The 24,574-nt window shown below is 70.7% G+C and carries 18 protein-coding genes and 1 pseudogene; 18 read left to right on the forward strand and 1 reads right to left on the reverse strand.

All coding sequences use genetic code 11. The features are described from left to right. Positions 1-233: 233 nt before the first annotated feature. Positions 234-860: a hypothetical protein gene (locus WMF28_RS06710; RefSeq protein WP_437601236.1), complete on the forward strand. Its 627-nt coding sequence runs from the start codon at positions 234-236 to the stop codon at positions 858-860. An 18-nt stretch (positions 861-878) separates the two neighbouring features. On the opposite strand, the gene WMF28_RS06715 is transcribed toward WMF28_RS06710, so the two are convergent. Beyond that, complete coding sequence (locus tag WMF28_RS06715) at positions 879-2,318, reverse strand: hypothetical protein (protein WP_437601237.1); 1,440 nt, start codon at positions 2,316-2,318, stop codon at positions 879-881. A 415-nt stretch (positions 2,319-2,733) separates the two neighbouring features. On the opposite strand from WMF28_RS06715, the gene WMF28_RS06720 reads away from it, so the two are divergent. The 17 genes and pseudogenes from WMF28_RS06720 (at position 2,734) to WMF28_RS06800 (ending at position 24,374) form a co-directional block, all read left to right on the forward strand. Beyond that, positions 2,734-3,810 (forward strand): FG-GAP repeat domain-containing protein, encoded by a 1,077-nt coding sequence (locus tag WMF28_RS06720; RefSeq protein WP_437601238.1) that lies wholly within the window; start codon positions 2,734-2,736, stop codon positions 3,808-3,810. 526 nt (positions 3,811-4,336) lie between these two features. After that, a complete protein-coding gene (locus WMF28_RS06725; protein ID WP_437601239.1) occupies positions 4,337-4,618 on the forward strand; it encodes a hypothetical protein in 282 nt (93 codons plus the stop codon). Between the two features lie 331 nt (positions 4,619-4,949). Then, positions 4,950-5,042, forward strand: a complete 93-nt coding sequence (kdpF, locus tag WMF28_RS06730) for a K(+)-transporting ATPase subunit F (protein WP_437308836.1) — start codon at positions 4,950-4,952, stop codon at positions 5,040-5,042. Then, the gene (kdpA, locus tag WMF28_RS06735) at positions 5,039-6,781 is read left to right on the forward strand and encodes a potassium-transporting ATPase subunit KdpA (protein WP_437601240.1); all 1,743 of its coding nucleotides are present in this window, start codon (positions 5,039-5,041) and stop codon (positions 6,779-6,781) included. Before kdpF ends, kdpA begins: the two co-directional genes overlap by 4 nt. Next, positions 6,778-8,976, forward strand: coding sequence for a potassium-transporting ATPase subunit KdpB (gene kdpB / locus WMF28_RS06740; protein ID WP_437601241.1), 2,199 nt, complete (start codon positions 6,778-6,780; stop codon positions 8,974-8,976). Before kdpA ends, kdpB begins: the two co-directional genes overlap by 4 nt. Before the next feature lie 19 nt (positions 8,977-8,995). Next, entirely contained in the window at positions 8,996-9,568 is a 573-nt protein-coding gene (gene kdpC, locus WMF28_RS06745; protein ID WP_437601242.1) for a potassium-transporting ATPase subunit KdpC, read from the forward strand. 15 nt (positions 9,569-9,583) lie between these two features. After that, on the forward strand, positions 9,584-12,316 hold the full coding sequence (locus WMF28_RS06750) for a DUF4118 domain-containing protein (RefSeq protein WP_437601243.1): 2,733 nt from the start codon (positions 9,584-9,586) through the stop codon (positions 12,314-12,316). A 13-nt stretch (positions 12,317-12,329) separates the two neighbouring features. Continuing rightward, positions 12,330-13,034 (forward strand): response regulator, encoded by a 705-nt coding sequence (locus WMF28_RS06755; RefSeq protein WP_437601244.1) that lies wholly within the window; start codon positions 12,330-12,332, stop codon positions 13,032-13,034. A gap of 364 nt (positions 13,035-13,398) precedes the next feature. Continuing rightward, positions 13,399-14,112, forward strand: a complete 714-nt coding sequence (locus tag WMF28_RS06760; protein WP_437601245.1) for a YcnI family copper-binding membrane protein — start codon at positions 13,399-13,401, stop codon at positions 14,110-14,112. Positions 14,113-14,128: 16 nt separating this feature from the next. Beyond that, positions 14,129-14,404 carry a hypothetical protein gene (locus WMF28_RS06765; protein ID WP_437601246.1) on the forward strand — a complete coding sequence of 92 codons (276 nt, stop codon included), beginning with the start codon at positions 14,129-14,131 and terminating at the stop codon, positions 14,402-14,404. Beyond that, positions 14,377-15,198: pseudogene (locus WMF28_RS06770) on the forward strand (oxidoreductase); the annotation flags it as partial. The gene WMF28_RS06765 and the pseudogene WMF28_RS06770, both read left to right, overlap by 28 nt. A 340-nt stretch (positions 15,199-15,538) precedes the next feature. Then, on the forward strand, positions 15,539-15,742 hold the full coding sequence (locus tag WMF28_RS06775) for a hypothetical protein (RefSeq protein ID WP_437601247.1): 204 nt from the start codon (positions 15,539-15,541) through the stop codon (positions 15,740-15,742). 389 nt (positions 15,743-16,131) lie between these two features. Next, complete coding sequence (locus WMF28_RS06780; protein ID WP_437601248.1) at positions 16,132-17,139, forward strand: hypothetical protein; 1,008 nt, start codon at positions 16,132-16,134, stop codon at positions 17,137-17,139. Positions 17,140-17,250: 111 nt separating this feature from the next. After that, a complete protein-coding gene (locus WMF28_RS06785) occupies positions 17,251-18,519 on the forward strand; it encodes a sigma 54-interacting transcriptional regulator (protein WP_437601249.1) in 1,269 nt (422 codons plus the stop codon). Between the two features lie 614 nt (positions 18,520-19,133). Continuing rightward, positions 19,134-21,449, forward strand: a complete 2,316-nt coding sequence (locus WMF28_RS06790) for a family 2 encapsulin nanocompartment cargo protein terpene cyclase (RefSeq protein WP_437601250.1) — start codon at positions 19,134-19,136, stop codon at positions 21,447-21,449. Between the two features lie 21 nt (positions 21,450-21,470). Beyond that, positions 21,471-22,877 (forward strand): family 2B encapsulin nanocompartment shell protein, encoded by a 1,407-nt coding sequence (locus WMF28_RS06795; RefSeq protein WP_437601251.1) that lies wholly within the window; start codon positions 21,471-21,473, stop codon positions 22,875-22,877. 96 nt (positions 22,878-22,973) lie between these two features. Then, positions 22,974-24,374 (forward strand): family 2B encapsulin nanocompartment shell protein, encoded by a 1,401-nt coding sequence (locus WMF28_RS06800; RefSeq protein WP_437601252.1) that lies wholly within the window; start codon positions 22,974-22,976, stop codon positions 24,372-24,374. Positions 24,375-24,574: the final 200 nt, after the last annotated feature.

Genomic DNA, 24,574 nt, shown 5'->3' on the forward strand with positions numbered 1-24,574 from the left:
GGTGTGGAGCTCTCCTGGCGACCCGCCGGACGGGCGGGCGCGTTGTGCTCCGGGTGATGCAGAGCGGTCGACATCGCCGGGGGGCACCGGGCGCGGAGCGCGGACCGGATGTCTCAGGCGCACGACGTCCCGAGCGTGATGCGGGCGAATGCCACGACACCCTGCCGGCGTGTGCCAGCGGTGCCCACGTCCAGCCGGCCCGGCGAGTGCTGCGCGGAGGGAGAGGTAGCGCAATGAGCGGCACGAGTGACGTGGTTCGCCTGGAACATGCGACGCGCAGGCGCGGCGGCGACCCGCCGGTGTCGGAGGTCTCCGGCGTGGTGCTCGTCGACAACATCGCCCCCGAGAAGCAGGTGCTCATCCATTACCGGGACGCCGGCGGCGCATGGCGCGTTGCTCCGGCCAGGTACGATTCCGCGCCGCCGTGGGGCTCCCCGGAGCGGTGGGTGTTCTCCGGGATCGTCTATCCTGCCGACTACGCGGAGCCGGCGCGGTTCGCGATTCAGTACATCGTCGCCGGGCGCGAGTACTGGGACAACAACGGGCAGCACGACTACCTGCTGGATCCCGAGGGGATCCTGTTCGGCGATGCGCCGCTCTTCGGGGTCGATCGTCTGCAGCGTATCGTCGAGTTCGTGAGCTGGCGATACCACATGGATGTGATACGGATCGAGGAGGTCATGCCGATCTACGGGCGCGGCCACGTCTTGCGATACAAGGTCACGATCGGGCGAAGCGTGGGACCCGGCCGTTACGCCTATGCCCGCTGCGTGGGCATCGCCGTTCGTGGCTCGGACGTCAGCGTCCTGAGCCACACGGCGTGCGAGTCCGTTCCTCCGGTCGAGCTGGTCACCCCTTGATCAGGGCGCCTCGCGGGCTCACGGGCCGCCCCCCGAACCGCCTGCTCCGCCGGTTGCTCCCCCGCCGCCCGCGCCAGGATCGCCGCCTGCGCCGCCGCTGCCAGGATCGCCGCCTGCGCCGCCGCTGCCAGGATCGCCGCCTGCGCCGCCGCTGCCAGGATCGCCGCCTGCGCCGCCGGCGCCCGCTTCCCCGCCGGTGCCGCCTGCGCCGCCGGCGCCCGCTTCCCCGCCGGTGCCTCCCGTGCCGCCGGCGCCCGCTTCCCCGCCGGTGTCGCCCCCGCCGGCGCCGCCCGCGCCGTCCGTGGGAGGACCCAGGATCGGGCCCGGGTTGATCACTCCTCCGCCCATCGCGGCAAAGTCATAGACGCGGTTCGTCGCAAAATAGACACCAATTGGCTTGAGCACGACGCCGGAGCCGACGACGATGCCCCCTGCCGGGCCGCCTCCCCAGTTCCAGCCGCCGGTGTTGACGATCTGCCAGGTGATCTTCTGGAAGACGGGATAGGCCGAGATGCGCGCATACGCCGCCGTGGGGACGAAGTAGGCCGAGCTGGCCTGAAGCGTGATGGTCTCGCTCACGCTGAATCCAACGGCATCGGAGATGTCCGAGAGCGATAGCGTGCAGCTGCCTGGGATGCCCAGCCCAGCGCTACTCGAGGGCGCGCCGTTGCCCGACATGCTCCACGGGGGTTGGCCGTTCGAGGGCGCGCCGTTGCCCGACATGCTCCACGGGGGTTGGCCGTTCGAGGGCGCGCTGTCGCCCGGCATGCTCCACGGGGGTTGGCCGTTCGAGGGCGCGCCGTTGCCCGGCATGCTCCACGGGGGTTGGCCGTTCGAGGGCGCGCCGTTGCCCGGCATGCTCCACGGGGGTTGGCCGTTCGAGGGCATGCAGTCGCCCGGCATGCTCCACGGGGGCTGGCAGTCTGCGGGGGCGCGGGTGCCCGGCGCACCCGGCGCACCCGGCGCACCCGGCGTGAAGGGGGTGCCAGGGGTGAAGGGGGTGCCAGGGGTGAAGGGTGTGCCAGGCGTGAAGGGTGCGCCAGGAGTGAAGGGGAAGCCAGGTACGCCCGGGAACCCGTTGAAGGGGGGCATTCCCGGAATGCCCAGCGTGCCCGTTGCGGGCTGGGTGCCCGCGGGCGTCACGGTGCCCGTGACGGCCCTGTCAATGGTCACGGCGGGCTGGACGCTCGCCGCCACGCTGACATCGAGCGTCCGCGGGCCGAACCCCTCCGCGACGCTGAGCAGGTGGGCGGCATCCTCCCAGTGATACGTCTCCGGGAGGGCGATCACATTCGTGATCATCTGACCGTGACAGAGAGTCTGGCGCGCCTCGCCGATCTCGGCGTACTCGCCGCCGCTCTCCGCAGGCACGGGCGCCTCCCGCGGGCCCAGGCAGCCGAGGGATGGAACGAGCGTCATCGCCATGCCGAGTGTGATCTTTACGTCGGGTGCAAACATCGTTGAACCTCGAGGTGCGGTCAGAACCACAATGATCCGAGCTGCCGAGGCGTGGAGAGCTCCGGGGAACGAGCGTCTCCCGCGGCGCCCCTGCGCCCCCCGAGGCCGCTCCTCCCAGAGACCGGAGATCAGGGCTCATGTGCCAGCGCATGAAGCGCGGCATGCGTCCGGATTTCTGGTGAGCGAACCGCTCGATGAGCACAGAAGGCCTATGCGACGACCCGCCATGCAAGAAGCGGGGAATGCCCGGTTTGGCTCGCATGTGGGCGCTGCGCCGAGAACCGCCGCATGACGGGAATTCGATGGACCGGCCTTTGCCGCTACCCCCGCGCGCGTGATCGGCGCGCTCACGGGCCGGATCGTCGCCGCCGGAGCCCCCATCCATCACCGCGCGCGAGGCGCGAACGAGGCGAGCATGAGAAAGCCTGCTGCTGTCGTGAGGGCCGCGAGCGCGGCCTGTGCGCTCCTCACCCCCATCGCCTGCGCGCAAGGCGTGGATCCAGAGCGCGAGGTGCTGCCTGCCGGGCTCCCGGGGCGGTCCGCCGGCGCCGCGGGGCAGCGGAGCAACGAGTACGGCTGGGAGATCACCCAGGCGAGCGACTTCAACGGTGACGGCATGGCGGACGTGCTCTGGAACAACACCGAGCAGAACCTCATCGCCGTGTGGTTGATGGAGGGAAATCGGCTGCTTGCGCCGGGGTCGTTCATCCCGGGGCCGGTCGGCGACCGCTGGTTCGCCAAGGCGAGCGATTTCAACGCCGACGGCATGGCCGACCTGCTCTGGCGCCATGAAGAGCTGGGGGTGATGGCGATCTGGCCGATGGACGGAAGCCAGCTGCTCGTGCCGGGGCCCATCCTCCCGGGGCCGGGCGGCAGCGGCTGGCTCGCCAGGGGGATCGACTTCAACGCAGACAACCTTGCGGACGTGCTCTGGAGCCATGGGGAGCGGAGCGTGATGACGGTGTGGCTGACGGACGGCACCCGCCCGCTCGCGCCGGGGCCGCTCATTCCGGGGCCGCTCGGCGATGGCTGGGACGTCGGCGCCGTGGGGGACTTCAACGCCGACGGCATGTCGGATGCGGTCTGGTACCATCCCGAGCAGAACCTGATGGCGGTGTGGCTGATGGAGGGCACCGGCCTGCTCGCGCCGGGTCCGCTGATCCCGGGGCCACTCGGCGACGGCTGGGACATCGTCTGGAGCGCCGACTTCAACGGCGACGGCATGGCGGACGTGCTCTGGAACAACACGGAGCAGAACCTGCTGGCGGTGTGGCTGATGGAAGGGAGCCAGCTGCTCGCGCCGGGGCCGTTCATCCCGGGGCCGCTCGGCGATGGCTGGGAGGCGCGCACCGCGGGCGACGTCAACCTCGACGCCATGGCGGACGTGGTCTGGCAACGGGCCGGGACGAGCGAGATGACGGTGTGGCTGATGGAGGGGAGCCGGCTGCTCGCGCCAGGGCCGGTGATCCCGGGACCCTACGACGGCGGCTGACCGCGGCCCCTGCGCCGGAGACAGGAGAGGGCGTATGAGAGGGCTCATGGTGGTGTTGAAGCGCCTGTGTGCGGTCGCTGTGGGGCACGCCGCGTCGTCGGGCTGCACGCCTGATGCTGAGCTGCGAGAGCAAGGAGGGCCCATGCTGGAGTCTCCGGCGGGATCGCTCGGCGCCGCGATCCGCCCACGTCGCGCAGCCGGTACGTGGGGACGACGAAGAGTGGTGGCCTGTTCAGCGTGACGAGCGCAAAGCTAGGGCCGCCGGCGTCAAGAAGCCGTCAAGAGGCGGTCGGGCGCCGTCAAGAGATCGTCAATGCAGAGGGCGCTCGCGGCTCGGCGGCCACGGCAGGGCGGGCGCGGCGCCCGCGAGGGCCGCGCGCCGACGCCGGCTGGGCGGCCTTGCCGCGGCCGGGAGGCGTGATCGATGCGGTCTTTACGCCGGGAGGGCGCACCTTGAGGCGACCTTGACGAGGCGAGAGCTACCTTGTCGCAGCAGTCGTTGGACAGCCAGCCACGGAGCGCCGTCATGAAGCCGCCGAGCACCCCCGCCGCCGCCTACAGGGTGCGTACAGGACACGACCCCTCGACCTCCGAGGAGAGCCCCCGGACCGACGGGGACCTCGTCGCCGTCTTCGCGCTCGCGTGGCTCGCCTGCCTGCTCACGACCCTCTCGGCGATCTCGAGCGGCGAGGCGTTCGGGGGCGCGACCACGCTGGCCGCGCTCGTCGTGATCCTCGTCCCCTACCTGCTCGGAGGCTGGCTGAGGTCGCTGAGCCCGCCGGGAGCCCGGCGTCGGCGGCGCCGGTGAGCGCGCCCGGGCGCAAGGCGGGGGCCGGCGGGACGCTGGCGCGCTGCCTCGTCGCCCCCGCGCTCTCCGTTGCTCGGGCGAGCGAGGCAAAGGCGCGAGACGCGCGGTCTTCTTGATACTTTCTTGACGTCGCGCCTCCCGGGTTTGATGACCCCTTGACCCGCGGCGGACTACGTTCAGTCCCGCTCGGTCGGCGCGGGCGAAAGAGCGCGCGATCGCGGCCGATTGCGCCCGATGAGGTCGCCATGGACATGATCTACCTGGGGCTGACGGTCCTCTGTTTCTCGCTATTTGCAGGGCTCATCAAGCTCTGTGAAAGGGTCTGAGCGCCATGATCGCGTTCACCTGGATCTCGGGCGTGCTCGCCCTGGGGCTCCTCTTTTATCTGATCTTCGCCCTCCTCAAGCCGGAGAGCCTGTCATGACCGCCAGCAGCGCGCTTCAACCAGCGCTCTACCTGGCCGTCGTCCTCGGCCTCTCCGTCCCGCTCGGCGCCTACATGGCGCGGGTCTACCAGGGCGAGCGCGGCCTCGTGGCCCGCGTCCTCGTGCCGGTCGAGCGGCTCGTCTACCGCGCCGCGGGCGTGCGCCCGGATCAGGAGATGCGGTGGAAGGACTACGCCTTCGCGGTGCTCGCGTTCAACCTGGCCGGGCTCCTCGTCGTCTATGCGCTCCAGCGGCTGCAAGGCGTCCTGCCCCTGAACCCCGAGGGCATGGCCGCCGTCCCGCCCGATCTCGCGTTCAACACCGCCGCGAGCTTCGCCTCCAACACGAACTGGCAGGCGTACGGCGGAGAGTCGACGCTCAGCTACCTGACGCAGATGGCCGGGCTCGGGGTGCAGAACTTCGTGTCCGCCGCCACCGGCATGGCCGTGCTCGTCGCGCTGATCCGCGGGATCACGCGGAAGACGACGGACACCGTCGGGAGCTTCTGGGTCGATCTCGTCCGGAGCACGCTCTACATCCTCCTGCCGCTCTCGCTCGTGCTCGCCGTCCTCCTCGTGTCCCAGGGGGTGGTGCAGGGGTTCGGCGGATACCAGAGCGCGTCGCTGCTCCAGGCCGTCAAGGACCAGAGCGGCAACGCGGTCGTTCATCAGGTGATCCCGATGGGGCCCGCGGCCTCGCAGATCGCGATCAAGCAGCTCGGGACCAACGGCGGCGGGTTCTTCAACGTGAACTCGGCGCACCCGTTCGAGAACCCGACGGCCCTGTCGAACTTCCTCGAGATGCTCGCGCTGCTCCTCATCCCCGCCGCGCTCTGTCACACGTTCGGCCGGATGGTCGGCGACAGGCGCCAGGGGTGGGCCCTGCTCGCCGCGATGACGCTCCTCTTCGTGATCCTCCTCGTCCCCTGCATCGCCTCGGAGCAGGCGGGCAACCCCGCGCTCTCCGGGCTGGGCGTCGATCAGGCGGCGAGCGCGCTCCAGGCCGGCGGCAACATGGAAGGGAAGGAGACGCGCTTCGGTATCACGAGCTCCGCCCTCTGGGCGACCGCCACCACGGCGGCCTCGAACGGCTCGGTGAACGCGATGCACGACTCCTTCACGCCCCTCGGCGGGCTCGTGCCCCTCTGGCTCATGCAGCTCGGCGAGGTCGTCTTCGGCGGGGTGGGCTCCGGCCTCTACGGCATGCTGATGTTCGTCGTCATCGCCGTCTTCGTGGCCGGCCTGATGGTGGGGCGCACGCCGGAGTACCTCGGCAAGAAGGTCGAGGCGTTCGAGATGAAGATGGCGTCCCTGGTCGTGCTCTTCCCGGCGATCACGGTCCTCGTCGGCACCGCCGTCGCCGTGATGACCGAGGGAGGGCAGAAGGGCGTCTTCAACCCAGGGCCGCACGGGTTCAGCGAGGTGCTCTATGCGTTCTCGTCCGGCGCGAACAACAACGGCAGCGCCTTCGGCGGCCTCGGCGCGAACAGCCCTTTCTACAACACCGCCATCGGCGTCGCGATGCTCATCGGCCGCTACGCGGTGATCGTCCCCGTGCTCGCGCTCGCGGGCTCGCTCGCGAGGAAGAAGCTCGTCCCGGCCGGCCTGGGCACGCTGCGCACGCACACGCCGCTGTTCGTCGCGCTCCTGACAGGCACCGTGCTGCTCGTCGGAGCGCTCACCTTCGTCCCCGCGCTCGCGCTGGGTCCGATCGTCGAGCACCTGGAGATGACGCGATGACCATGAATCCTCACTCCTCCGCCGAGGTGATCGCCAAGCGCGGCGCGCCCGCTCCTCCTCCGCCCCCCGCGCTGTCGCCGCCGCCGAGGCCGCGTCACCCGTCCCGCGACGTGGAGGGGAAGAAGACCGCGGTGAGGCCGCTCCTCGACCCCGCGATCCTCCGGCCGGCGATCGCCGCCGCGTTCTGCAAGCTCGACCCGCGCCATCAGGCGCGCAACCCGGTGATGTTCGTGGTCCTCGCCGGGAGCGCCCTCACCATGGCCATGTTCGTGCACGCGCTCGTCGGCCAGGGCGGCGAGGGTGAAGAACCGGCCGGGTTCATCCTCGCCGTCTCCCTCTGGCTCTGGTTCACCGTGCTCTTCGCGAACTTCGCGGAGGCCGTGGCCGAGGGGCGCGGCAAGGCGCAGGCGAGCACGCTCCGCAAGGCGCGGCGCGACGTCGAGGCCGTGAAGCTCTCCGCCCCGGCGCGCGACGCAGCGCGGACCACCGTGCCGGCGTCGAGCCTCCGGCGGGGAGACCTCGTGCTCGTCGAGGCAGGCGCGATCATCCCCGGCGACGGCGACATCGTCGTCGGCGTCGCGTCGGTCGACGAGAGCGCCGTCACCGGCGAGAGCGCCCCGGTCGTGCGGGAGAGCGGCGGCGACAGGAGCGCCGTCACCGGCGGGACGCGCGTCCTGTCCGACTGGCTCATCTTCCGCGTCTCCCGGAACCCCGGCGAGGCGTTCCTCGACCGGATGATCGCGATGGTGGAGGGGGCGAAGCGGAAGAAGACGCCGAACGAGATCGCGCTCGACATCCTGCTCGCCGCGCTCACGATCGTGTTCCTCCTCGCGACCGTGACGCTGCTGCCCTACGCGATCTTCGGCGTCCGGCAGACGGGGCAGGGGACCCCGATCAGCATCACCGTGCTCACGGCGCTGCTCGTGTGCCTGATCCCGACCACGATCGGCGGGCTGCTCTCGGCGATCGGCATCGCCGGCATGGACCGGATGATCCAGGCGAACGTCATCGCCACGTCGGGCCGCGCCGTCGAGGCCGCCGGCGACGTGGACGTGCTGCTGCTCGACAAGACCGGCACGATCACGCTGGGCAACCGGCAGGCCACGGAGCTCATCCCGGCGGACGGGGTCGAGGCGAGGGCGCTCGCCGACGCCGCGCAGCTCGCGTCGCTCGCCGACGAGACCCCCGAGGGGCGCAGCATCGTCGTGCTCGCGAAGGAGAAGCACGGCCTGCGAGAGCGCGACCTCGCGGCCCTCGGGGCTCGCTTCGTCCCCTTCACCGCGCAGACCCGGATGAGCGGCGTCGACTACGGCGCGCGCGAGATCAGGAAGGGCGCCTTCGCGGCGATCGAGGCCTACGTCGAGGAGAAGGGTGGCGCGGTCCCGGCCGCGGTGCGCGCGGTGACGGAGGCCATCTGCCGGAAGGGCGGCACGCCGCTCGTGGTCGCCGAGGGCGGCGCGGTGCTCGGCGTCATCCACCTCAAGGACGTCGTGAAGGGCGGCATCCAGGAGCGCTTCGGCGACCTCCGGCGCATGGGCATCAAGACGGTGATGATCACCGGCGACAACCCGCTCACCGCCGCGGCCATCGCCGCCGAGGCCGGCGTCGACGACTTCCTCGCGCAGGCCACGCCCGAGGCCAAGCTCTCGCTGATCCGCGAGTACCAGGCGGGCGGGCGGCTCGTCGCCATGACCGGCGACGGGACGAACGACGCCCCCGCGCTGGCGCAGGCGGACGTCGCGGTCGCCATGAACACGGGCACCCAGGCAGCGAAGGAGGCCGGGAACATGGTGGACCTCGACTCGAACCCGACCAAGCTCATCGAGATCGTCGAGATCGGCAAGCAGCTCCTGATGACGCGGGGCGCGCTGACGACCTTCAGCCTGGCGAACGACGTGGCCAAGTACTTCGCCATCATCCCGGCGGCGTTCGTATCGACGTACCCCTCGCTCGGACGGCTCAACGTGATGGGGCTCGCCACCCCGCGGAGCGCGGTGCTCTCCGCGGTCATCTTCAACGCGCTCGTCATCGTCGCGCTGATCCCGCTCGCGCTCCGGGGCATCCGCTACCGGTCCGTCGGGGCGGAGCGCATGCTCCGCAGGAACTTGCTCGTCTACGGCCTCGGCGGGCTCCTCGTGCCGTTCGTGGGGATCAAATGCATCGATCTCCTCCTCTCCGCGCTCGGCCTCGCCTGATCACCAAGGAAAGAACGCTATGCTCGCGCACCTGCGACCCGCCCTCGTCCTCGTCCTCGTCCTCACCGGCGTCACGGGGTTCGTCTACCCGCTGCTCTCGACCGCGATCGCGCAGGCCGCCTTCCCCGAGCACGCGAACGGCAGCCTCGTGCGGAAGGACGGCCGCGTGGTCGGATCGACCCTGCTCGGCCAGCCGTTCGACGATCCTCGCTATTTCTGGGGACGCCCCTCGGCGACGAGCCCCGTGCCCTACGCCGGGCAGGCCTCCGCCGGGAGCCACCTCGGGCCCACGAACCCCGCCCTGGTCGAGGCGGTCAAGGCCAGGATCGACGCGCTCCGCGCCGCGGATCCGGAGAGCGCCGCGCCGGTGCCGGTCGACCTCGTGACCGCCTCCGGCAGCGGCCTCGATCCGCACATCAGCCCCGCGGCGGCGGAGCACCAGGCGCGGCGCGTGGCGCGCGCGCGCGGCCTCCCCGAGGACGAGGTGCGCCGGCTCGTCGCGCGGCACACCGAGGAGCGGCTGCTCGGGCTGCTCGGCGAGCCTCACGTCAACGTGCTCCTCCTGAACCTCGCCCTCGACGGCGCCCGCTGAGGGGAGGCGCCGGCCGTGGACGCACGCGACGATCGGCCGGATCCCGAGGCGCTGCTCGCCGCCGCCCGCGAGGAGGAGGAGCGCGAGCGGCAGGGCAAGCTCAAGATCTTCTTCGGCGCCGCGCCCGGGGTCGGCAAGACATTTGCGATGCTGAAGGCGGCGCGTTCGCTCCGCGAGGAAGGGCTCGACGTCGTCGTCGGGTGGGTCGAGACGCACGGGCGCGCCGAGACGGAGGCGCTCCTCGATGAGCACCCACAGCTGCCACGCCTGCAGGCGATCGAGGTCGAGCACCGCGGCAGGACGATGCGGGACTTCGACCTCGAGGCCGCGCTGAAGCGCCGTCCGAAGCTCCTCGTCGTCGACGAGCTCGCGCACACGAACGCGCCCGGGCTGCGGCACCCGAAGCGCTGGCAGGACGTCCTGGACCTCCTCGACGCCGGGATCGACGTCCACACCACCGTCAACGTCCAGCACATCGAGAGCCTGAACGACGTGGTGGCGCAGGTGACCGGCGTCGTGGTCCGGGAGACGGTGCCCGACTCGATGATCGAGCGCGCCGACGAGATCGAGCTCATCGACCTGCCCCCGGACGACCTCCTCGAGCGGCTGCGCGAGGGCAAGGTCTACCTCTCGGAGCAGATCGAGCGGGCGGCGAGCAGCTTCTTCCGCAAGGGCAACCTCATCGCCCTGCGCGAGCTCGCGCTGCGTCGCACCGCCGAGTGCGTCGACGGCCAGATGCGCGGCTACATGCGCGCCCACGGGATCCATCAGACGTGGGCCGTCGCCGAGCGGATCGTCGTCTGCGTGGGGCCGAGCCCCATGTCGGCGCGGCTGATCCGGGCGACGCGGCGGATGGCCGGCAGCCTGAAGGCGGAGTGGCACGCGGTCTACGTACAGACGCCGGCGCAGGCGCGGCTCTCCCAGGCGGATCGCGGGCGGGTCGACCGGAACCTCGCGCTCGCCGAGCGCCTCGGCGCCAGCACGGTCCAGCTCCACGGCGCGGAGGTCGCCGGGGAGGTCCTGCGGTACGCCAGGCGCCACAACGTCAGCAAGATCGTCGTCGGCAAGCCGACCCACCCCCGCTGGAAAGATCTCGTCTACGGCTCGCTGCTCGACGATCTCGTGCGCCAGAGCGGCGGTATCGACGTCTACGTCATCCAGGGGACGGCGGGGCCTCGCCAGCCTGAGCCCGGGCCGCCGGAGCGGCGCCCGGTCAGGCCGCTGGCCTACGCCTGGAGCGCGTGCGTCGTGGCGCTCTGCACGCTGGTCTCGCGGCTCATGCACCCGTTCTCCGACCTGGCGAACCTCATCATGGTGTACCTGCTCGGGGTCGTCTTCGTCGCGAGCCGCTTCGGGCGGGGTCCCGCGGTGCTCGCGTCGGTGCTCGGCATCGCGGCCTTCGATTTCTTCTTCGTACGGCCGTACCTGACCTTCGCGGTCGGCGATCTCCGGTACCTCCTCACGTTCGCGATCATGCTGATCGTGGCGCTCGCCATCGCCGGCCTCACCGCGCGCATCCGCCGGCAGGCCGCGAGCGCCGGCGAGCGCGAGCAGCGCACGGCGGCGCTCTACGCGATGAGCAGGGAGCTGACCGCGCTGCGCGGGATCGACAAGCTCAGCCTGGCGGCCGCGCGCCACGTGCGCGACGTCTTCGAGGCCGACGCGGCCGTCCTCCTGCCCGGCCCCGACGGCCGCCTCGCCGTCCGGGCGGGGACGGCCGAGGATCTGGCCTCCAGCGAGGAGGAGCGGGCGGTCGCGGAGTGGGCGTATGCGCGCGGCAAGTCGGCGGGGGCCGGGACCGACACCCTCCCGAGCGCGGGCGCGATGCACCTGCCGCTGGAGGGCTCCTCCGGGCCGATCGGCGTCCTCAGCGTCCGCCCGCGCCTGCCGTCGTCGTTCCTCGACCTGAGCCGGCGCGAGCTGCTCGGCGCCTTCGCCACGCAGACGGCGCTCGCGCTGGAGCGCGCCCTGCTCGCGCGGGAGGCCCAGGGCGCCCAGCTCCGCGCGCAGGCGGAGGAGCTCCGCAACGCCCTCCTTAGCTCCGTCTCGCACGATCTGCGCACGCCGCTCGCCACGATCACCGGCGCCGCGGGCGCGCTGCTCGACGATGGCGACGAGGGGGCGGCGCTCGGCCCGGCGGCCCGGCGCGATCTGACGCAGACGGTGCTGGAGGAGGCACAGCGGCTCGAGCGCCTCGTCCGCAACCTGCTGGACATGACGCGGCTGGACTCCGGGGCGCTCGCGGTCAAGAAGGAGTGGCTGCCGCTCGAGGAGGTCGTCGGGGCCGCGCTGAACCGGGTCGAGGAGCGCCTCGAGGGAAGGGAGGTCTCGATCGAGCTGGACCGGGCGACTGGGCTCGTCCCGATGGATGGCGTGCTGATCGAGCAGGTGCTCATCAACCTGCTCGAGAACGCGCTCAAGTACTCGCCCGCCGGCAGTCCGATCGCGATCCGGGGGTTCACGGAGGGGGACGTGGCGGTGCTGGAGGTCAAGGATCGCGGTCAGGGCATCGCGCCGGGCGAGGAAGAGGCCCTCTTCGAGAAGTTCTACCGGGGGCGCGGCCACGGCCGCCAGGGCCTCGGCCTCGGCCTCACGATCTGCCGCGGCATCGTGGCCGCGCACGGCGGGCGGATCACGGCGGAGAACCGGCCTCACGGGGGCGCGATCTTCCGCGTTGTGTTGCCCATCGAGGGCCGCCCGCCGGACCTCGCCGGCCCGGAGCTGCCCGCAATGGCGGGCGATTCATAGCGTGGCCGGGCGAATGTCGGACGCGTCCCTCCTCGTGCTCCTGATCGAGGATGACCCGCAGATGCGGCGGTTCCTCCGCGCGATGCTGGCGGCCCGAGACTACCGGCTCGTGGAGGCGGAGACGGGCGGCGAGGGGATCGCCCAGGCGACGACGCGCAATCCGGATCTCGTGCTCCTCGATCTGGGGCTCCCCGATATGGATGGCCTGGAGGTGACCCGGCGGCTCCGGGAGTGGAGCGCTGTCCCGATCATCGTGCTGTCGGCCCGGGGCCAGGAGCAGGACAAGATCGACGCGCTGGACGGCGGCGCCGACGATTACCTGACGAAGCCCTTCAGCGCGGGCGAGCTCCTGGCGCGGCTGCGCGTGGCGCTGCGCCACGCCGCCCGCGCGGCGCGCGGGGCGAACGCGGAGAGCTCGAGCTTCCAGGTGCAGGACGTCGAGGTCGATCTCGCGCGGCGGGTCGTGCTGCGGGCGGGCGAGGAGATCCACCTGACGCCGATCGAGTACAAGCTGCTCACGACGTTGATCCGGCACGCGGGGAAGGTGCTGACGCATCGCCAGCTCCTCGGCGAGGTGTGGGGCCCTGCGTACGCGGGGCAGACGCACTACCTGCGCGTCTACATGGCGCAGCTCCGGCACAAGCTGGAGCGCGATCCCGCGCGGCCGCAGATGCTGATCACCGAGCCCGGCGTGGGCTACCGGCTGAAGGGGGCTTGAGCAAATACCGATCTCGGTGGGTCAAGGGCGCCGGCAGAATTCCGACGGCAGGCGACAGACGTCGTGATCTTGCGCCTGGGCAGCTCAGCTGCCCCGAGGAGACCGTTTCCGGTGCCGGAGGGGCAGCTCAGCAGCAGGCGGTCCCCGGCGATCCGGCGGAAAAGGTGGTCCAACCGGCGTGCCGTGGCGCGCCCGGCCTCCTCGGCGGCGAGGCGTGCGCCGGAGCACATGGATGCCGCTCCTCGTCCGGGACACGTTCTGCGGCAGCGTGGCCCGGTCGTCGAGCGCTGCGACAACAGGTCGCATTTCCAACGGATGGCGGCCCCACTAGAGTGCTGGAGCTTTCCCTGGTGGAGGTCTTGAGATGAAGAGGGCGTTGCAGAGTTGCCTGATTGTTGCAGGCTCGTTGTTCACCGTGGCCGCCGCACAGGCGCACATCTCCGTGTCGGGCCCAGCGTTCGCCGGCGACACCCATGAGGCCATCTTCGGTGTCGGCCACGGATGCGACGGCGCGGATACCTACCGGGTGAGGGTCCAGATCCCGGCGGGCGTGACGGCGGTGCGCCCGATGGACAGCACGTTCGGCAAGGCCGCCCTGGAGAAGGACACCGAGGGCAATGTCACGGCCGTCGTCTGGACCAAGCCCGTCGCCGACGTGCTCCCTGCGGACACAAACTATTACAAGCTGGCCGTGCGGTTCAAGGTCCCGGACGCGCCGTTCCAGATGCTGTACTTCCCCACCTTCCAGACCTGTCGCACCGCGGACGGCACCGAGACGATCACCGAATGGGTGGACACCGCCGGCGAGCACGGCAGCCACGACGCAGACGCGGGCACCCCGGCCACGAGCCCAGCGCCGTCGCTGGCGGTCCTGCCGCCGCGCTCGCCCGGGTGGAACAAGTACACCGTGAACGAGCATGTCCACGACCTCTCGGTCTTCCAGGACGCGCTCATCGTCTGGGCGGGGAAGGCGGCGTACAGCCCCAACCCGAACACCCAGAGCCTGATCATGACCGAGCCGGATACCGAGGTGCTGACGATGATCCATCCAGGCACCGAGATCTGGGTCAAGTACTGAGCGGGGGAGGCAGACCATGCGACCGTGGCTCCTCCTGATCGCCGCCTGCGCGCTCTGCGCCTGCTCCGACGACACGCGCCCGCCCCCGCGCGATCCAGGAAACGACGCCGGGGACAGCGGTACATCCGGCGCCGGCCCCCAGCCCGACGCCGGTGACCAGACCGACGCCGGTGGCCAGACCGACGCCGGGCCGGACGCGGCGTCACCGACGTCGCCGCTCGAGCGCTTCCCCGAGCTGCCGCGGCCGCCCGCCGGGAGGTTGCCGGACGACCTGAAGCCGCCGGTGCGCTGACGCGGGGAACGCCCCGCGACGGCCCAGGGGCGAACTGGCGGTGCCGAACCGCAGCGGCGGCAGCGGTGCTGCGCGAGGCGATCGCGATCGGCATCGACCACGTCGACACGAGCGACGCCTACGGGCCACACGTCACGAACCAGCTCATTCGCGCCACGCTGCATCCGTATCCCAGGAACGTCGTGATCGTGTCGAAGCTCGGTGGGCGGCGTGGCGCGGACAAGTCGTGGCTCCCGGCGCTGTCGCCCGCCGAGATCCGCGCCGACCTCCAGGACAACCTGCGCCACCTCGGGCTCGACGCGATCGACGTCGTGAACTTGCGCATGATGAGCATGACGCCGACGGAAGGCCCGCTCGACAAGGAGCTCGCCGTCCTCATCGAGCTCAAGCGCGAGGGGCTCGTTCGCCATATCGGCCTCAGCAACGTGACGGCACGTCAGGTCGAGCAGGCGCAAGCGCTCACCGAGATCGTGTGCGTGCAGAACCACTACAACCTGGCGCATCGCGGAGACGACGCGCTCATCGACGCGCTGGCGAAGCAGGGCATCGCCTACGTGCCGTTCTTCCCGCTCGGCGGCTTCACGCCGCTCCAGTCCTCGACGCTGTCGGAGGTCGCGAACGAGATGGGCGCGACGCCGATGCAGGTCGCGCTCGCGTGGCTGCTGCACCGCGCGCCGAACATCCTGCTCATCCCGGGCACGTCGTCGGTCGCGCACCTGCGCGAGAACGTGGCCGCGGCGTCGCTCGTGCTGCCGGCAAAGAGCATCGCCGCGCTCGACGGAATCGCGCGTTGAAATAGATGGTCTAACCAGCAAGATTCGTGGTTCATGATCTCGTGAACGTGCGTGGACATGGCCAATCCATCAACAAGATTCATTGACGAGATTCATTGACAAGATCCATGCCGGAGACGGACGGCTGAGGTGCGCGTCCACGGGCGCCTGGGCAACCTCGACCGTCGGGATCGGGCCAGGAGAGCCCGGGCCGCCTCCTGGAACACCCTCCTCGAGCCAGGTCGGCGCGTCTCCGACCTCGTCGAGCTCGGATGCGCGCCAGGCCTGCCCGCTCGGCGGCGCGGCACTTGACGAGCGCTGTCGTGGCCGCAGGGTCTCTCGCATCGGGAGGGATGAACCCATGGCACACCCCGTCGGAGAGAAGCTGCACTGCGACGACTGCGGCGCGCAGATCGTGTACCTCGCAGCGTGCGACTGTCCCCCGCAGGAGCAGAGCAAGCACTTCAACGTTTGCTGCGGCAAGGAGATGCGCAGCCTTGGCGTCGTATCCGAGGCCGAGCGGCACGCGATCGCCGCGATCGCGCCGAAAAAGTCCGCCGCCTGAGAGGTACTGAGCACGTACCGAGCACCCGGGGGTAATGCTCAGATTTCAACATGAAGGCGGGAAGGCGGGAAGAAAAGATCAATGATCTTCCCGCCTTCCCGCCTTCATGTGAACTCTCTCCGGGCAAATGTGAGCACTACCCACCCGGGTGGGGGCGCTTGTACGCGCCTCCCCTCCATGGATCTCTCGTTCAGCGCTCGGCGGCCCCCGCGGTCCGGGGCGGCGCGCGCGCGGGCACGGTCGCGCGATCGCGATCGCGCCGGGCAGCGCCGGGCGCGATCGCGATCGGACTTCCGGGCTGAATCGCGGCCCTAAGTCCACGAATTCACGTCAGATCTCGCCGGCACACGGGCTGCAACAGGCGGCGCTCGGAGAGGAGCCCGATGTCGATGATGCCCCGAAATACCTCCGATACGTCCGTCACATTCTCGCTTGCCGAGCTCGCGGAGCTCGAGGAGGCGCGCGTGCGGGAGGAGCACCTCCAGCGCGCCAGGGCGCGCGAGCAGGAAGCCCGCGAGCAGCGCGAGGCGGAGGCGCGCCGGCGCGCAGCGGAGGCGGCGCGGGCCGCCGCCGAGGCAGAGGCGCGGGCGCGGCGCGAGCGGGAGCAGGCCGAAGCGGAGGCGCGCGCCGAAGCGCGGGCGCGGGCGGCGCTCGAGGTCGCGCGCATCGAGGCCGAGGCGAAGGCGCGCCTCGAGGCCGACAGCGCGGCGCGCGCGCACGAGCTGGCCGTCGTCCGCGCGCGCGCCGAGGGCCGGCGCCGCAGCCTTGTGCACGCGCTCGCCGCCGCGCTCGGCGTCGTGCTGTGCGGCGGCGCAGCGGCCGCGTACGGGGGCGCGCAGCACGTGGCGAGCCTCCAGCAGGAAGCCCGGCGGCTCCGCGACGCACAGGCGGCGCTGGCGGAGGAGCGCGCGAGCGCGAGGGCCGCCGAGCTCGCGGCCCTCGACCGGCGCCACGCGGCGCTGCGCGGCCGGCCCCTCGCCGACGACGCCGAGGAGGCGCGCGCGACCGCCGAGGCGGCGCGGAATGCCCTCGATCCGCGGGCGCTGGACCACGACCGGCTGCGGGCGTTCGGGGACGCGCTCGACGCGCTGGAGGCGCGGCTCGACGCGCTCGAGAGGATCGCGGCGCTCGATCGGCGCCACGCCGATCTCGCCGCCTGGGCCGCCGAGGGGCGGCGGACCGAGGCCACGACGGCGGCCCGGGTCGCCGCGGCGCGCGCGAGGGCGGCGGGCGCCGACGAGGGCGCGCTCCGCGCCTATGAGAGCGCGCTCGTCCGCCTGCGGGAGGCGCTCGCCCGGCCCGCGGCGCCGGGCCCGCAGCCGCAGGTCCGGCCCCCGCAGCCCGAGTGCACGAACCCGGGCGACCCGATCTGCGGGCTCGATGGGCGGCGTCTCTGAGGCGCTGACGCCGCGCTCCTCTCCGGGCGAACGACCGCGCCGCCGCCCCCCGGCGCGGCGCTTCCACGCTCCGGGCGTGCATGGCACCCTGCGAGGAGAATGGCCAAGGACGTGCCGAGCACCAGCGAGCACCGGAGCCCGGTGCGGCCCGAGGCCGGGCGGCGGCGGCCGGCGCTCGTGTGCGCCTTCCCGCGGCCCATGGCGTTCGCGCTGCCCGACTCCGGGTCCGTCATCGGCCGCGTCTGGCTCGCCGAGCGCGGCCTCGCCGACACGGAGGTGTCCGGCAGGCACCTGCGGATCGATCGCGCCGGCGGCGCGCTGCGCGTCGCGGACGTCGGGTCGCGCAACGGCACGTGGGTGAACGGATCGAGGCTCGCGCCGCGCGACCTCACGCCGCTCGATGACGGCGCGGTGCTGAGGCTCGGGCGCATCCTCTTCGTCTTCCGCGAGGAGCTCCACGGCCCCCTCGAGCCGGCGCCGCCCGTGGGCGGGCTCGTCGGTCCGTACGGCCTGCGCGCGGTCGCGCAGCCCCTCGCGGGCCTGCCGCGGAGCCGCCCCGGCAACGTGCTCATCGAGGGGGAGACCGGCGTGGGCAAGGAGCTCGTCGCGCGCGCCGCGGCGGCGGCGCTCGGGCGCGCGGCGCCGTTCGCGGCGGTGAACGTGGCCGGCGTCGCCCGCGGCGTCTTCGAGTCGCAGATGTTCGGTCACGTGGCGGGCGCGTTCTCGGACGCGCGCAGCGCCGCGCCCGGGATCGTCGTGGCCCACGACGGCGGGACGCTGTTCCTCGACGAGATCGGCGAGCTCGACCTCGATCTGCAGGCGAAGCTCCTGCGGCTCCTGGAGAACCGCGAGGTGCTGCCGGTCGGGGCGCAGCGGCCGGTCCACGTGAACGTGCTGGTCGTCGCCGCGACCCACCGGGACCTCGAGGACATGGTCGCGCGCGGGGCGTTCCGGCGCGACCTGTTCGCGCGGCTCGCGATGGCGCGCATCCACGTGCCGGCGCTCCGCGAGCGGCGCGAGGACCTCTTCAGCGTGGCGTGCGAGCTCGCGCGGCGCGCGGGCGTCGCGCTCCCGGCGGAGGCGGTCGAGGTCGAGGCCGTGGAGCGGCTGCTGCTCGATCCCTGGCCGAGCAACGTGCGCGGGCTCGACGCGGCCCTCGCGGCGGTGCGCCGCCTCGATCACGAGCCCGGGCTGCGGCTGTGGGCGCTCGAGGAGGCGCTGGGGAAGGCGCCGGACGACCAGAAGACCGCGCTCACGCAGGAGCGCGTCGAGTCCGCCCTCGCCGCCGCCGGGGGCAACGTGACGTCGGCCGCGGAGCGGCTCGGCGTCTCGCGCGGGAAGCTGCTGCGCTTCCGAAAGCGCACACAGCAAGGGGAGTGATCGCGCCACGTTCCCTCCACGAGGATTCCCGCCAGGGATCCGGAGAGAGCTTTCAACGCAAAGCCGCAAAACATCGGCGCTCTCGCTTCTGGGTCCTTGTCTGCCTGATCGCGGGATCAGCGGGCCCGGAGAGGCGATGCGTGAGGCGGCGACGCGAGCAAGCTGGCTGGAGCGCCATCCAGCGGCGCACCGGGTGCTGGGCGAGCGGCTCTCCGAGCAGCTGGACGCGGCGGTGACGGCAAACGAGCCGGCTGAGGCGTGGTTGCTGTCGGAGGCTCACAAGCTACGAAGTTGGCCCGGTTGATGACCGTGCCAAGGCTGGGACCGCCCGCGCGGCACAGGCGGTCGCCGCCGACGTAGCGCCGTAGCGGTTCCGCCCAAGGCAGAAGTTGTGAAGTTACCGCGGTCTGGGTTTTTGGTCACCAGTTTTTTGGTGGGACCCGCTGGCTGAACTAGATCCGTCCTGCACGAAGGATCCCGACCCGTCTGTACGGGCGAGCCGCACAAGCGCGTCGTCGCAAATCTGCGTGCGAGCGTCCGGGACACGCACCGCCAAAGACATTCAGGTCGCCCGCGTCGCCCCTATCGACGTCGCGCGAGAGAAGTCAGCGAACATGCAACCTTTCAAGCTGCCCGACTTCTACATGCCGCATCCGGCGCGCATCAATCCGCACCTCGAAGGCGCGCGCGCGCACACCAAGGCCTGGTCGTACGAGATGGGTATCCTGGAGGAGAACCCGCAGGGAAAACCCATCTGGACCGAGAGCGACCTCGACGCGCACGACTACGCGCTGCTCTGCGCGTACACCCACCCCGACGCGCCCGCGCCCAAGCTCGATCTGATCACGGATTGGTATGTCTGGGTGTTCTTCTTCGACGACCATTTTCTCGAAATCTACAAGCGCACCAAGGACATGCGCGGCGCGAAGGCGTACCTCGACCGCCTGCCGCTCTTCATGCCCGTCGTGCGCACGGGGACGCCGCCGGAGCCGACGAACGTGGTCGAGCGCGCGCTCGCGGACCTCTGGGCGCGAACCGTCCCGCTCACCTCGGTCCAATGGCGCGAGCGTTTCCTCGAGGCGACGAAGAACCTGCTGCTCGAATGCATGTGGGAGCTCGCCAATATCCAGGAGAACCGCGTCGCGAACCCGGTCGAATACATCGAGATGCGCCGCAAGGTCGGCGGCGCGCCCTGGTCGGCGGGCCTCATCGAGATCGCCGTGGGCGCCGAGGTCCCGGCCGCCATCGCCGCGACGCGCCCCCTCGAGGTCCTGCGCGACACGTTCTCGGACGGCGTTCACCTGCGAAATGACCTGTTCTCGTACCAGCGGGAGGTCGAGGACGAAGGGGAAAACGCCAACTGCGTGCTCGTCTTCGAGCGTTTCCTCCGCGTCCCCACGCAAAAAGCGGCCGATTTGACGAACGAGATCCTGACGTCGCGGCTCCAGCAATTCGAGAACACGGCGCTCGTCGAGGTGCCGGCGCTCTGCGTGGAGCACGGGCTGACGCCGGCGCAAGCCCTCGACGTCGCCAGGTACCTGAAGGGGCTGCAGGATTGGCAGTCCGGCGGCCACGAATGGCACATGCGGTCGAGCCGCTACATGAACGAAAACGCGGACAAATCGGCGAGCGTCCCCGATCTCCTCGAGGCGCCGACGGGGCTCGGCACCTCGGCGTTCCGGATCAGGCTCACGCCCGGCGCCCTGGGTTTGCAGCGGATCAAGACCCTCACCCACGCTCCGTTCCAGCCCGTGGGCAGGTCGCCGCTCCCGAAGATTTACATGCCGTTCAAGCTCAGCTTGAGCCCGCATCTGCCCGCGGCGCGCCGGAACATCGTCGCGTGGGCCCGTAAGTTCGCGATGCTCGACGTCGTGCCGGGCGTCTTCGGCTCCGGGATCTGGGACGAGCGCAGGCTCATCGGCTTCGATCTCCCCATCTGCGCCGCGGGCATTCACCCGGACGCGTCCCCGCACGAGCTCGACCTGAGCTCGGCTTGGCTGACGTGGGGGACGTACGGCGACGATTATTTCCCGCTCGTGTTCGGCGCGACCCGAGACATGGCGGGCGCGAAACGGTTCAATGCCCGGCTCTCGATGTTCATGCCCCTCGACTGCGCGGGCGCCCCGGTGCCCGAGAACCCGGTGGAGAGCGGCCTCCTGGATCTCTGGATCCGTACAGCTTCCCCCATGTCGATGAACTCGCGGCAGTCGCTCCGCCGCAGCATCGAGACCATGACCGAGAGCTGGCTCTGGGAGCTCCTGAACCAGACCCAGAACCGGATCCCGGATCCGGTCGATTACGTCGAGATGCGCCGCAAGACGTTCGGCGCCGCTCTCACGATGGGCCTGCCCAAGCTCGCGCTCGGCGATGTGGTCCCGGCCGCGGTCTTCCGCACGCGGACGATGCGAGGGCTCGACAACACCACGGCCGACGTGGGCGGGTGGATCAACGATCTCTATTCGTACCGCAAGGAGATCGAGTTCGAGGGCGAGCTCAGTAACCTCGTGCTGGTCGTCGAGCGGTTCCTCGAGTGCGACGCGCTGCGGGCCAAGGAGGTCGTCAATGACCTGATCACGGCGCGCGTGCTGGAGTTCGAGCACATCGTCGCGACCGAGCTGCCCCGCATCCTCGACGAATTCGACCTCGACAAGGCGGCCCGCGAGGCCGTGCTCGGATATGTCGAGAATCAGCGATCGTACATGGCTGGCGTCCTCAACTGGCACGTCGCGACGAGCCGGTACGTGGACGCGGAGCTCGAGCGCCACCCGATCGAACGGGCGATCGAGGGCGCGCGTGGGTTTGGCGCCTCTGCGGCGCGTATCAGCAGTTTCTTCGGCGCCGGAAGAGCCGGCGCCGCGGCGCCTGCTGCGAAGGTGGATCTTTCGATGGGTACGGCGCGGTCCGTGCCGGTGAAGCACGGGCGGTCCTAGCCGTCCGGGAAAGAGGAACTCATGTCTATCTCAGGGAAGTTGGGTTCGATCGATCAGCTGCCGACCAGCCTCGCGACGGCGGCCGCGAGGCAGCTCGCGACGACGACCAAGTCGGCGCCGCAGATGCAGGGCATCTCGTCGCGGTGGCTGCTCAAGCTCCTGCCGTGGGTGCACGTCAACGGCGTGTACCGCGTGAACCGCCGCCTGAGCTATGCGGTGGGCGACGGGCGCGTGACGTTCACGAACACCGGCGCGAAGATCCAGGTCATCCCGCAGGAGCTCTGCGAGCTGCCGCTCCTCCGCGGTTACGAGGACGTCGAGGTCCTCACCGCGCTGGCGAACCGCTTCGTGCAGCGTGAATACAAGCCCGGCGACATCATCACCGAGCGCGGCAAGGAGGCCGATCACATCTGCCTCATCGCGCACGGCAAGGTCAACAAGATCGGCACGGGCAAGTACGGCGATCAGACGGTGCTCGCGGTCCTCGCGGACGGCGACCAATACAGCTACAAGGCGCTCCTGGAGACGCAGGATTACTGGACGTTCACGGCCAAGGCCGTCACGGCGGTCACGGTGCTGACGCTCCAGCAGAACGTCTTCGAGGAGCTGGTCGCCCAGTACCCGTCGCTGAAGAAGCACCTCGACAACTTCAAGGCGCTCGCCGCGAAGAAGCAGGACGACACGGGCGAGGCGGCGATCGAGATCTCGGCGGGCCACTCCGGCGAGCCCGTCCTCCCCGGCACGTTCGTCGATTACGAGACCTCGCCCCGCGAGTACGAGCTCAGCGTGGCGCAGACCGTGCTCCAGATCCACTCGCGCGTCGCGGATCTGTTCAACGAGCCGATGAACCAGACGGAGCAGCAGCTCCGCCTGACCATCGAGGCCCTGAAGGAGACCCAGGAGCACGAGCTCATCAACAACCGCGAGTTCGGCCTCCTGCACAACGCCGACCTGAAGCAGCGCATCCACACCCGCAGCGGCCCCCCGACGCCGGACGACATGGACGAGCTCCTCGCCACGGTCTGGAGGGAGCCGTCGTTCTTCCTCGCGCCCCCGCGCGCCATCGCGGCGTTCGGCCAGGAGTGCAGCCGCCTCGGCATCTATCCGCAGAGCACCGAGGTGAACGGCAATCACGTCCCGGCGTGGCGCGGCGTGCCGATCTTCCCGTGCAACAAGATCCCGGTCTCGGAGACGCGGACGACCTCGATCCTGCTCGTGCGCGCGGGCGAGAAGAACCAGGGCGTCATCGGCCTGCACCACGCCGGCATTCCGGACGAGGTCGAGCCGAGCCTCAACGTGCGCTTCATGGGGATCAACGAGAAGGCCATCATCTCGTACCTCGTCAGCCTCTATTACTCGGCGGCTGTGCTGGTCCCCGACGCGCTCGGCGTCCTGGAGAGCGTCGAGATCGGACGCGCCCACGAATGAGCCGCGAGCGGTAGCCGCTCCGCGTGTGCCCCGTGCAAACGCGGGGGACACGCGGAGCGCTCTGCTCTCCGAAGCGCGCAGAAGGAAAGGTACGTCATGGCAAACGCCGATAAAGCTGGGATCGGGAACGAGGTGGAGCGTTCGAGCCTCGGGACGCTGGGGGCGCGAAAGCTCGCGACGACGACCAAGTCGCACCCGCAAATGCAGGGGATCACGCCCCGGTGGCTCTTGCGGGCCTTGCCCTGGGTCGAGGTCACGGGCGGCACGTATCGCGTGAACCGCCGCCTGAGTTATGCCGTCGGCGACGGGCGGTTGAGCTTCGGCAACGTCGGGGCGAAGGTGCACGTGATCCCGCAGGAGCTCTGCGAGCTGCCGCTCCTGCAAGGTTTCTCGGACGACGCCGTGCTCGACACCCTGGCGAGCCGGTTCATCCAGCGGGAGTACAAGCCCGGCGCGCTGATCGCCGAGCGCGGAAAGCCCGCGGAGACGATCTTCCTGCTCGCGCACGGAAAGGCCCAGAAGCTCGGCGTAGGCAAGTACGGCGCCGACACGATCCTCGACGTCCTCGCGGATGGGGACCATTTCGGGGATCAATCCGTCATCGATTCGAACGACGTCTGGACGTATTCGGTCAGGGCCGTCACGCCGTGCATCGTGCTCGAGCTCCCGCAGCGCGTCTTCGAGGAGCTCATCTCGCGATCCCCGGCGCTCCACGCGCACGTCGAGTCGCTCAAGGAGCGGCTGAAGAAGCCGCAGGACAAGCTCGGACAGGCGGCGATCGCGATCACCGCCGGTCACAAGGGCGAGCGCGCGCTCCCGGGGATGTTCGTCGATTATGAGACCGCGCCGCGTGAATACGAGCTCAGCGTCGCGCAGACGGTCCTCCGGCTCCACACGCGCGTCTCGGATCTCTTCAATGATCCGATGGATCAGCTCCAGGAGCAGCTCCGCCTGACCGTCGAGGCCCTGCGCGAGCGGCAGGAGTACGAGCTCATCAACAACCGTGATTTCGGCCTCCTGCACAACGCCGACCTGAAGCAGCGCCTCCATCCCCGGAGCGGCCGCCCGACGCCCGACGACATGGACGAGATCCTCTGTCGGCGCCGCAAGTCGCAGTTTTTCCTGGCGCACCCGCGCGCGATCGCCGCCTTCCACCGGGAGTGCAGTCGCCGCGGCATCTACCCGGCCATCGTCGAGCTCTCCGGCGCGAAGGTCGCGGCGTGGCGCGGCGTCCCGATCCTGCCCTGCGACAAGATCCCGATCAACAAGGACGAGACGAGCTCCATTCTCGTCATGCGGACCGGGCGGGAGCATCAGGGCGTCATCGGCCTCCACCGCACGGGCCTCCCCGATGAGATCGAGCCCGGCGTCTCGGCCCGCAGGATGGAGACCGACGGGAAGGCCATTACCTCGCACCTTGTGAGCACCTATTACTCCGCCGCGGTGCTGGTGCCCGACGCTCTCGGCGTGCTTGAGAACGTCCAGATCGGGCGGTAGTCTCGACGGCCTCGACGACTCTGCATCTCGACCTGCTCCTCCACAACCTCGTCGCGCTGTGCGGCGCGATCGTGGTGCTCCTGCTCCTCTCGGAGCTCGTGGTCCGGCTGATCCATCGGGGCTACGCCTTCGTCTTGCGCTCGCCGACGCTGGAGTAGGCTCGCCAGCTACACGCGGGGCGCATTTTACGTGAGCCGCCT

Source organism: Sorangium sp. So ce590 (assembly GCF_051521365.1).
Classification (GTDB): Bacteria; Myxococcota_A; Polyangia; order Polyangiales; family Polyangiaceae; genus Sorangium.

What these genes read in the sequence shown, in the direction of transcription:
- WMF28_RS06710 (WP_437601236.1), top strand. Translation starts at nt 234, where the DNA reads ATGAGCGGCACGAGTGACGTGGTTCGCCTGGAACATGCGACGCGCAGG.
- WMF28_RS06715 (WP_437601237.1), bottom strand. Translation starts at nt 2,318, where the DNA reads ATGTTTGCACCCGACGTAAAGATCACACTCGGCATGGCGATGACGCTC.
- WMF28_RS06720 (WP_437601238.1), top strand. Translation starts at nt 2,734, where the DNA reads ATGAGAAAGCCTGCTGCTGTCGTGAGGGCCGCGAGCGCGGCCTGTGCG.
- WMF28_RS06725 (WP_437601239.1), top strand. Translation starts at nt 4,337, where the DNA reads ATGAAGCCGCCGAGCACCCCCGCCGCCGCCTACAGGGTGCGTACAGGA.
- kdpF (WP_437308836.1), top strand. Translation starts at nt 4,950, where the DNA reads ATGATCGCGTTCACCTGGATCTCGGGCGTGCTCGCCCTGGGGCTCCTC.
- kdpA (WP_437601240.1), top strand. Translation starts at nt 5,039, where the DNA reads ATGACCGCCAGCAGCGCGCTTCAACCAGCGCTCTACCTGGCCGTCGTC.
- kdpB (WP_437601241.1), top strand. Translation starts at nt 6,778, where the DNA reads ATGACCATGAATCCTCACTCCTCCGCCGAGGTGATCGCCAAGCGCGGC.
- kdpC (WP_437601242.1), top strand. Translation starts at nt 8,996, where the DNA reads ATGCTCGCGCACCTGCGACCCGCCCTCGTCCTCGTCCTCGTCCTCACC.
- WMF28_RS06755 (WP_437601244.1), top strand. Translation starts at nt 12,330, where the DNA reads ATGTCGGACGCGTCCCTCCTCGTGCTCCTGATCGAGGATGACCCGCAG.
- WMF28_RS06760 (WP_437601245.1), top strand. Translation starts at nt 13,399, where the DNA reads ATGAAGAGGGCGTTGCAGAGTTGCCTGATTGTTGCAGGCTCGTTGTTC.
- WMF28_RS06765 (WP_437601246.1), top strand. Translation starts at nt 14,129, where the DNA reads ATGCGACCGTGGCTCCTCCTGATCGCCGCCTGCGCGCTCTGCGCCTGC.
- WMF28_RS06775 (WP_437601247.1), top strand. Translation starts at nt 15,539, where the DNA reads ATGGCACACCCCGTCGGAGAGAAGCTGCACTGCGACGACTGCGGCGCG.
- WMF28_RS06780 (WP_437601248.1), top strand. Translation starts at nt 16,132, where the DNA reads ATGATGCCCCGAAATACCTCCGATACGTCCGTCACATTCTCGCTTGCC.
- WMF28_RS06790 (WP_437601250.1), top strand. Translation starts at nt 19,134, where the DNA reads ATGCAACCTTTCAAGCTGCCCGACTTCTACATGCCGCATCCGGCGCGC.
- WMF28_RS06795 (WP_437601251.1), top strand. Translation starts at nt 21,471, where the DNA reads ATGTCTATCTCAGGGAAGTTGGGTTCGATCGATCAGCTGCCGACCAGC.
- WMF28_RS06800 (WP_437601252.1), top strand. Translation starts at nt 22,974, where the DNA reads ATGGCAAACGCCGATAAAGCTGGGATCGGGAACGAGGTGGAGCGTTCG.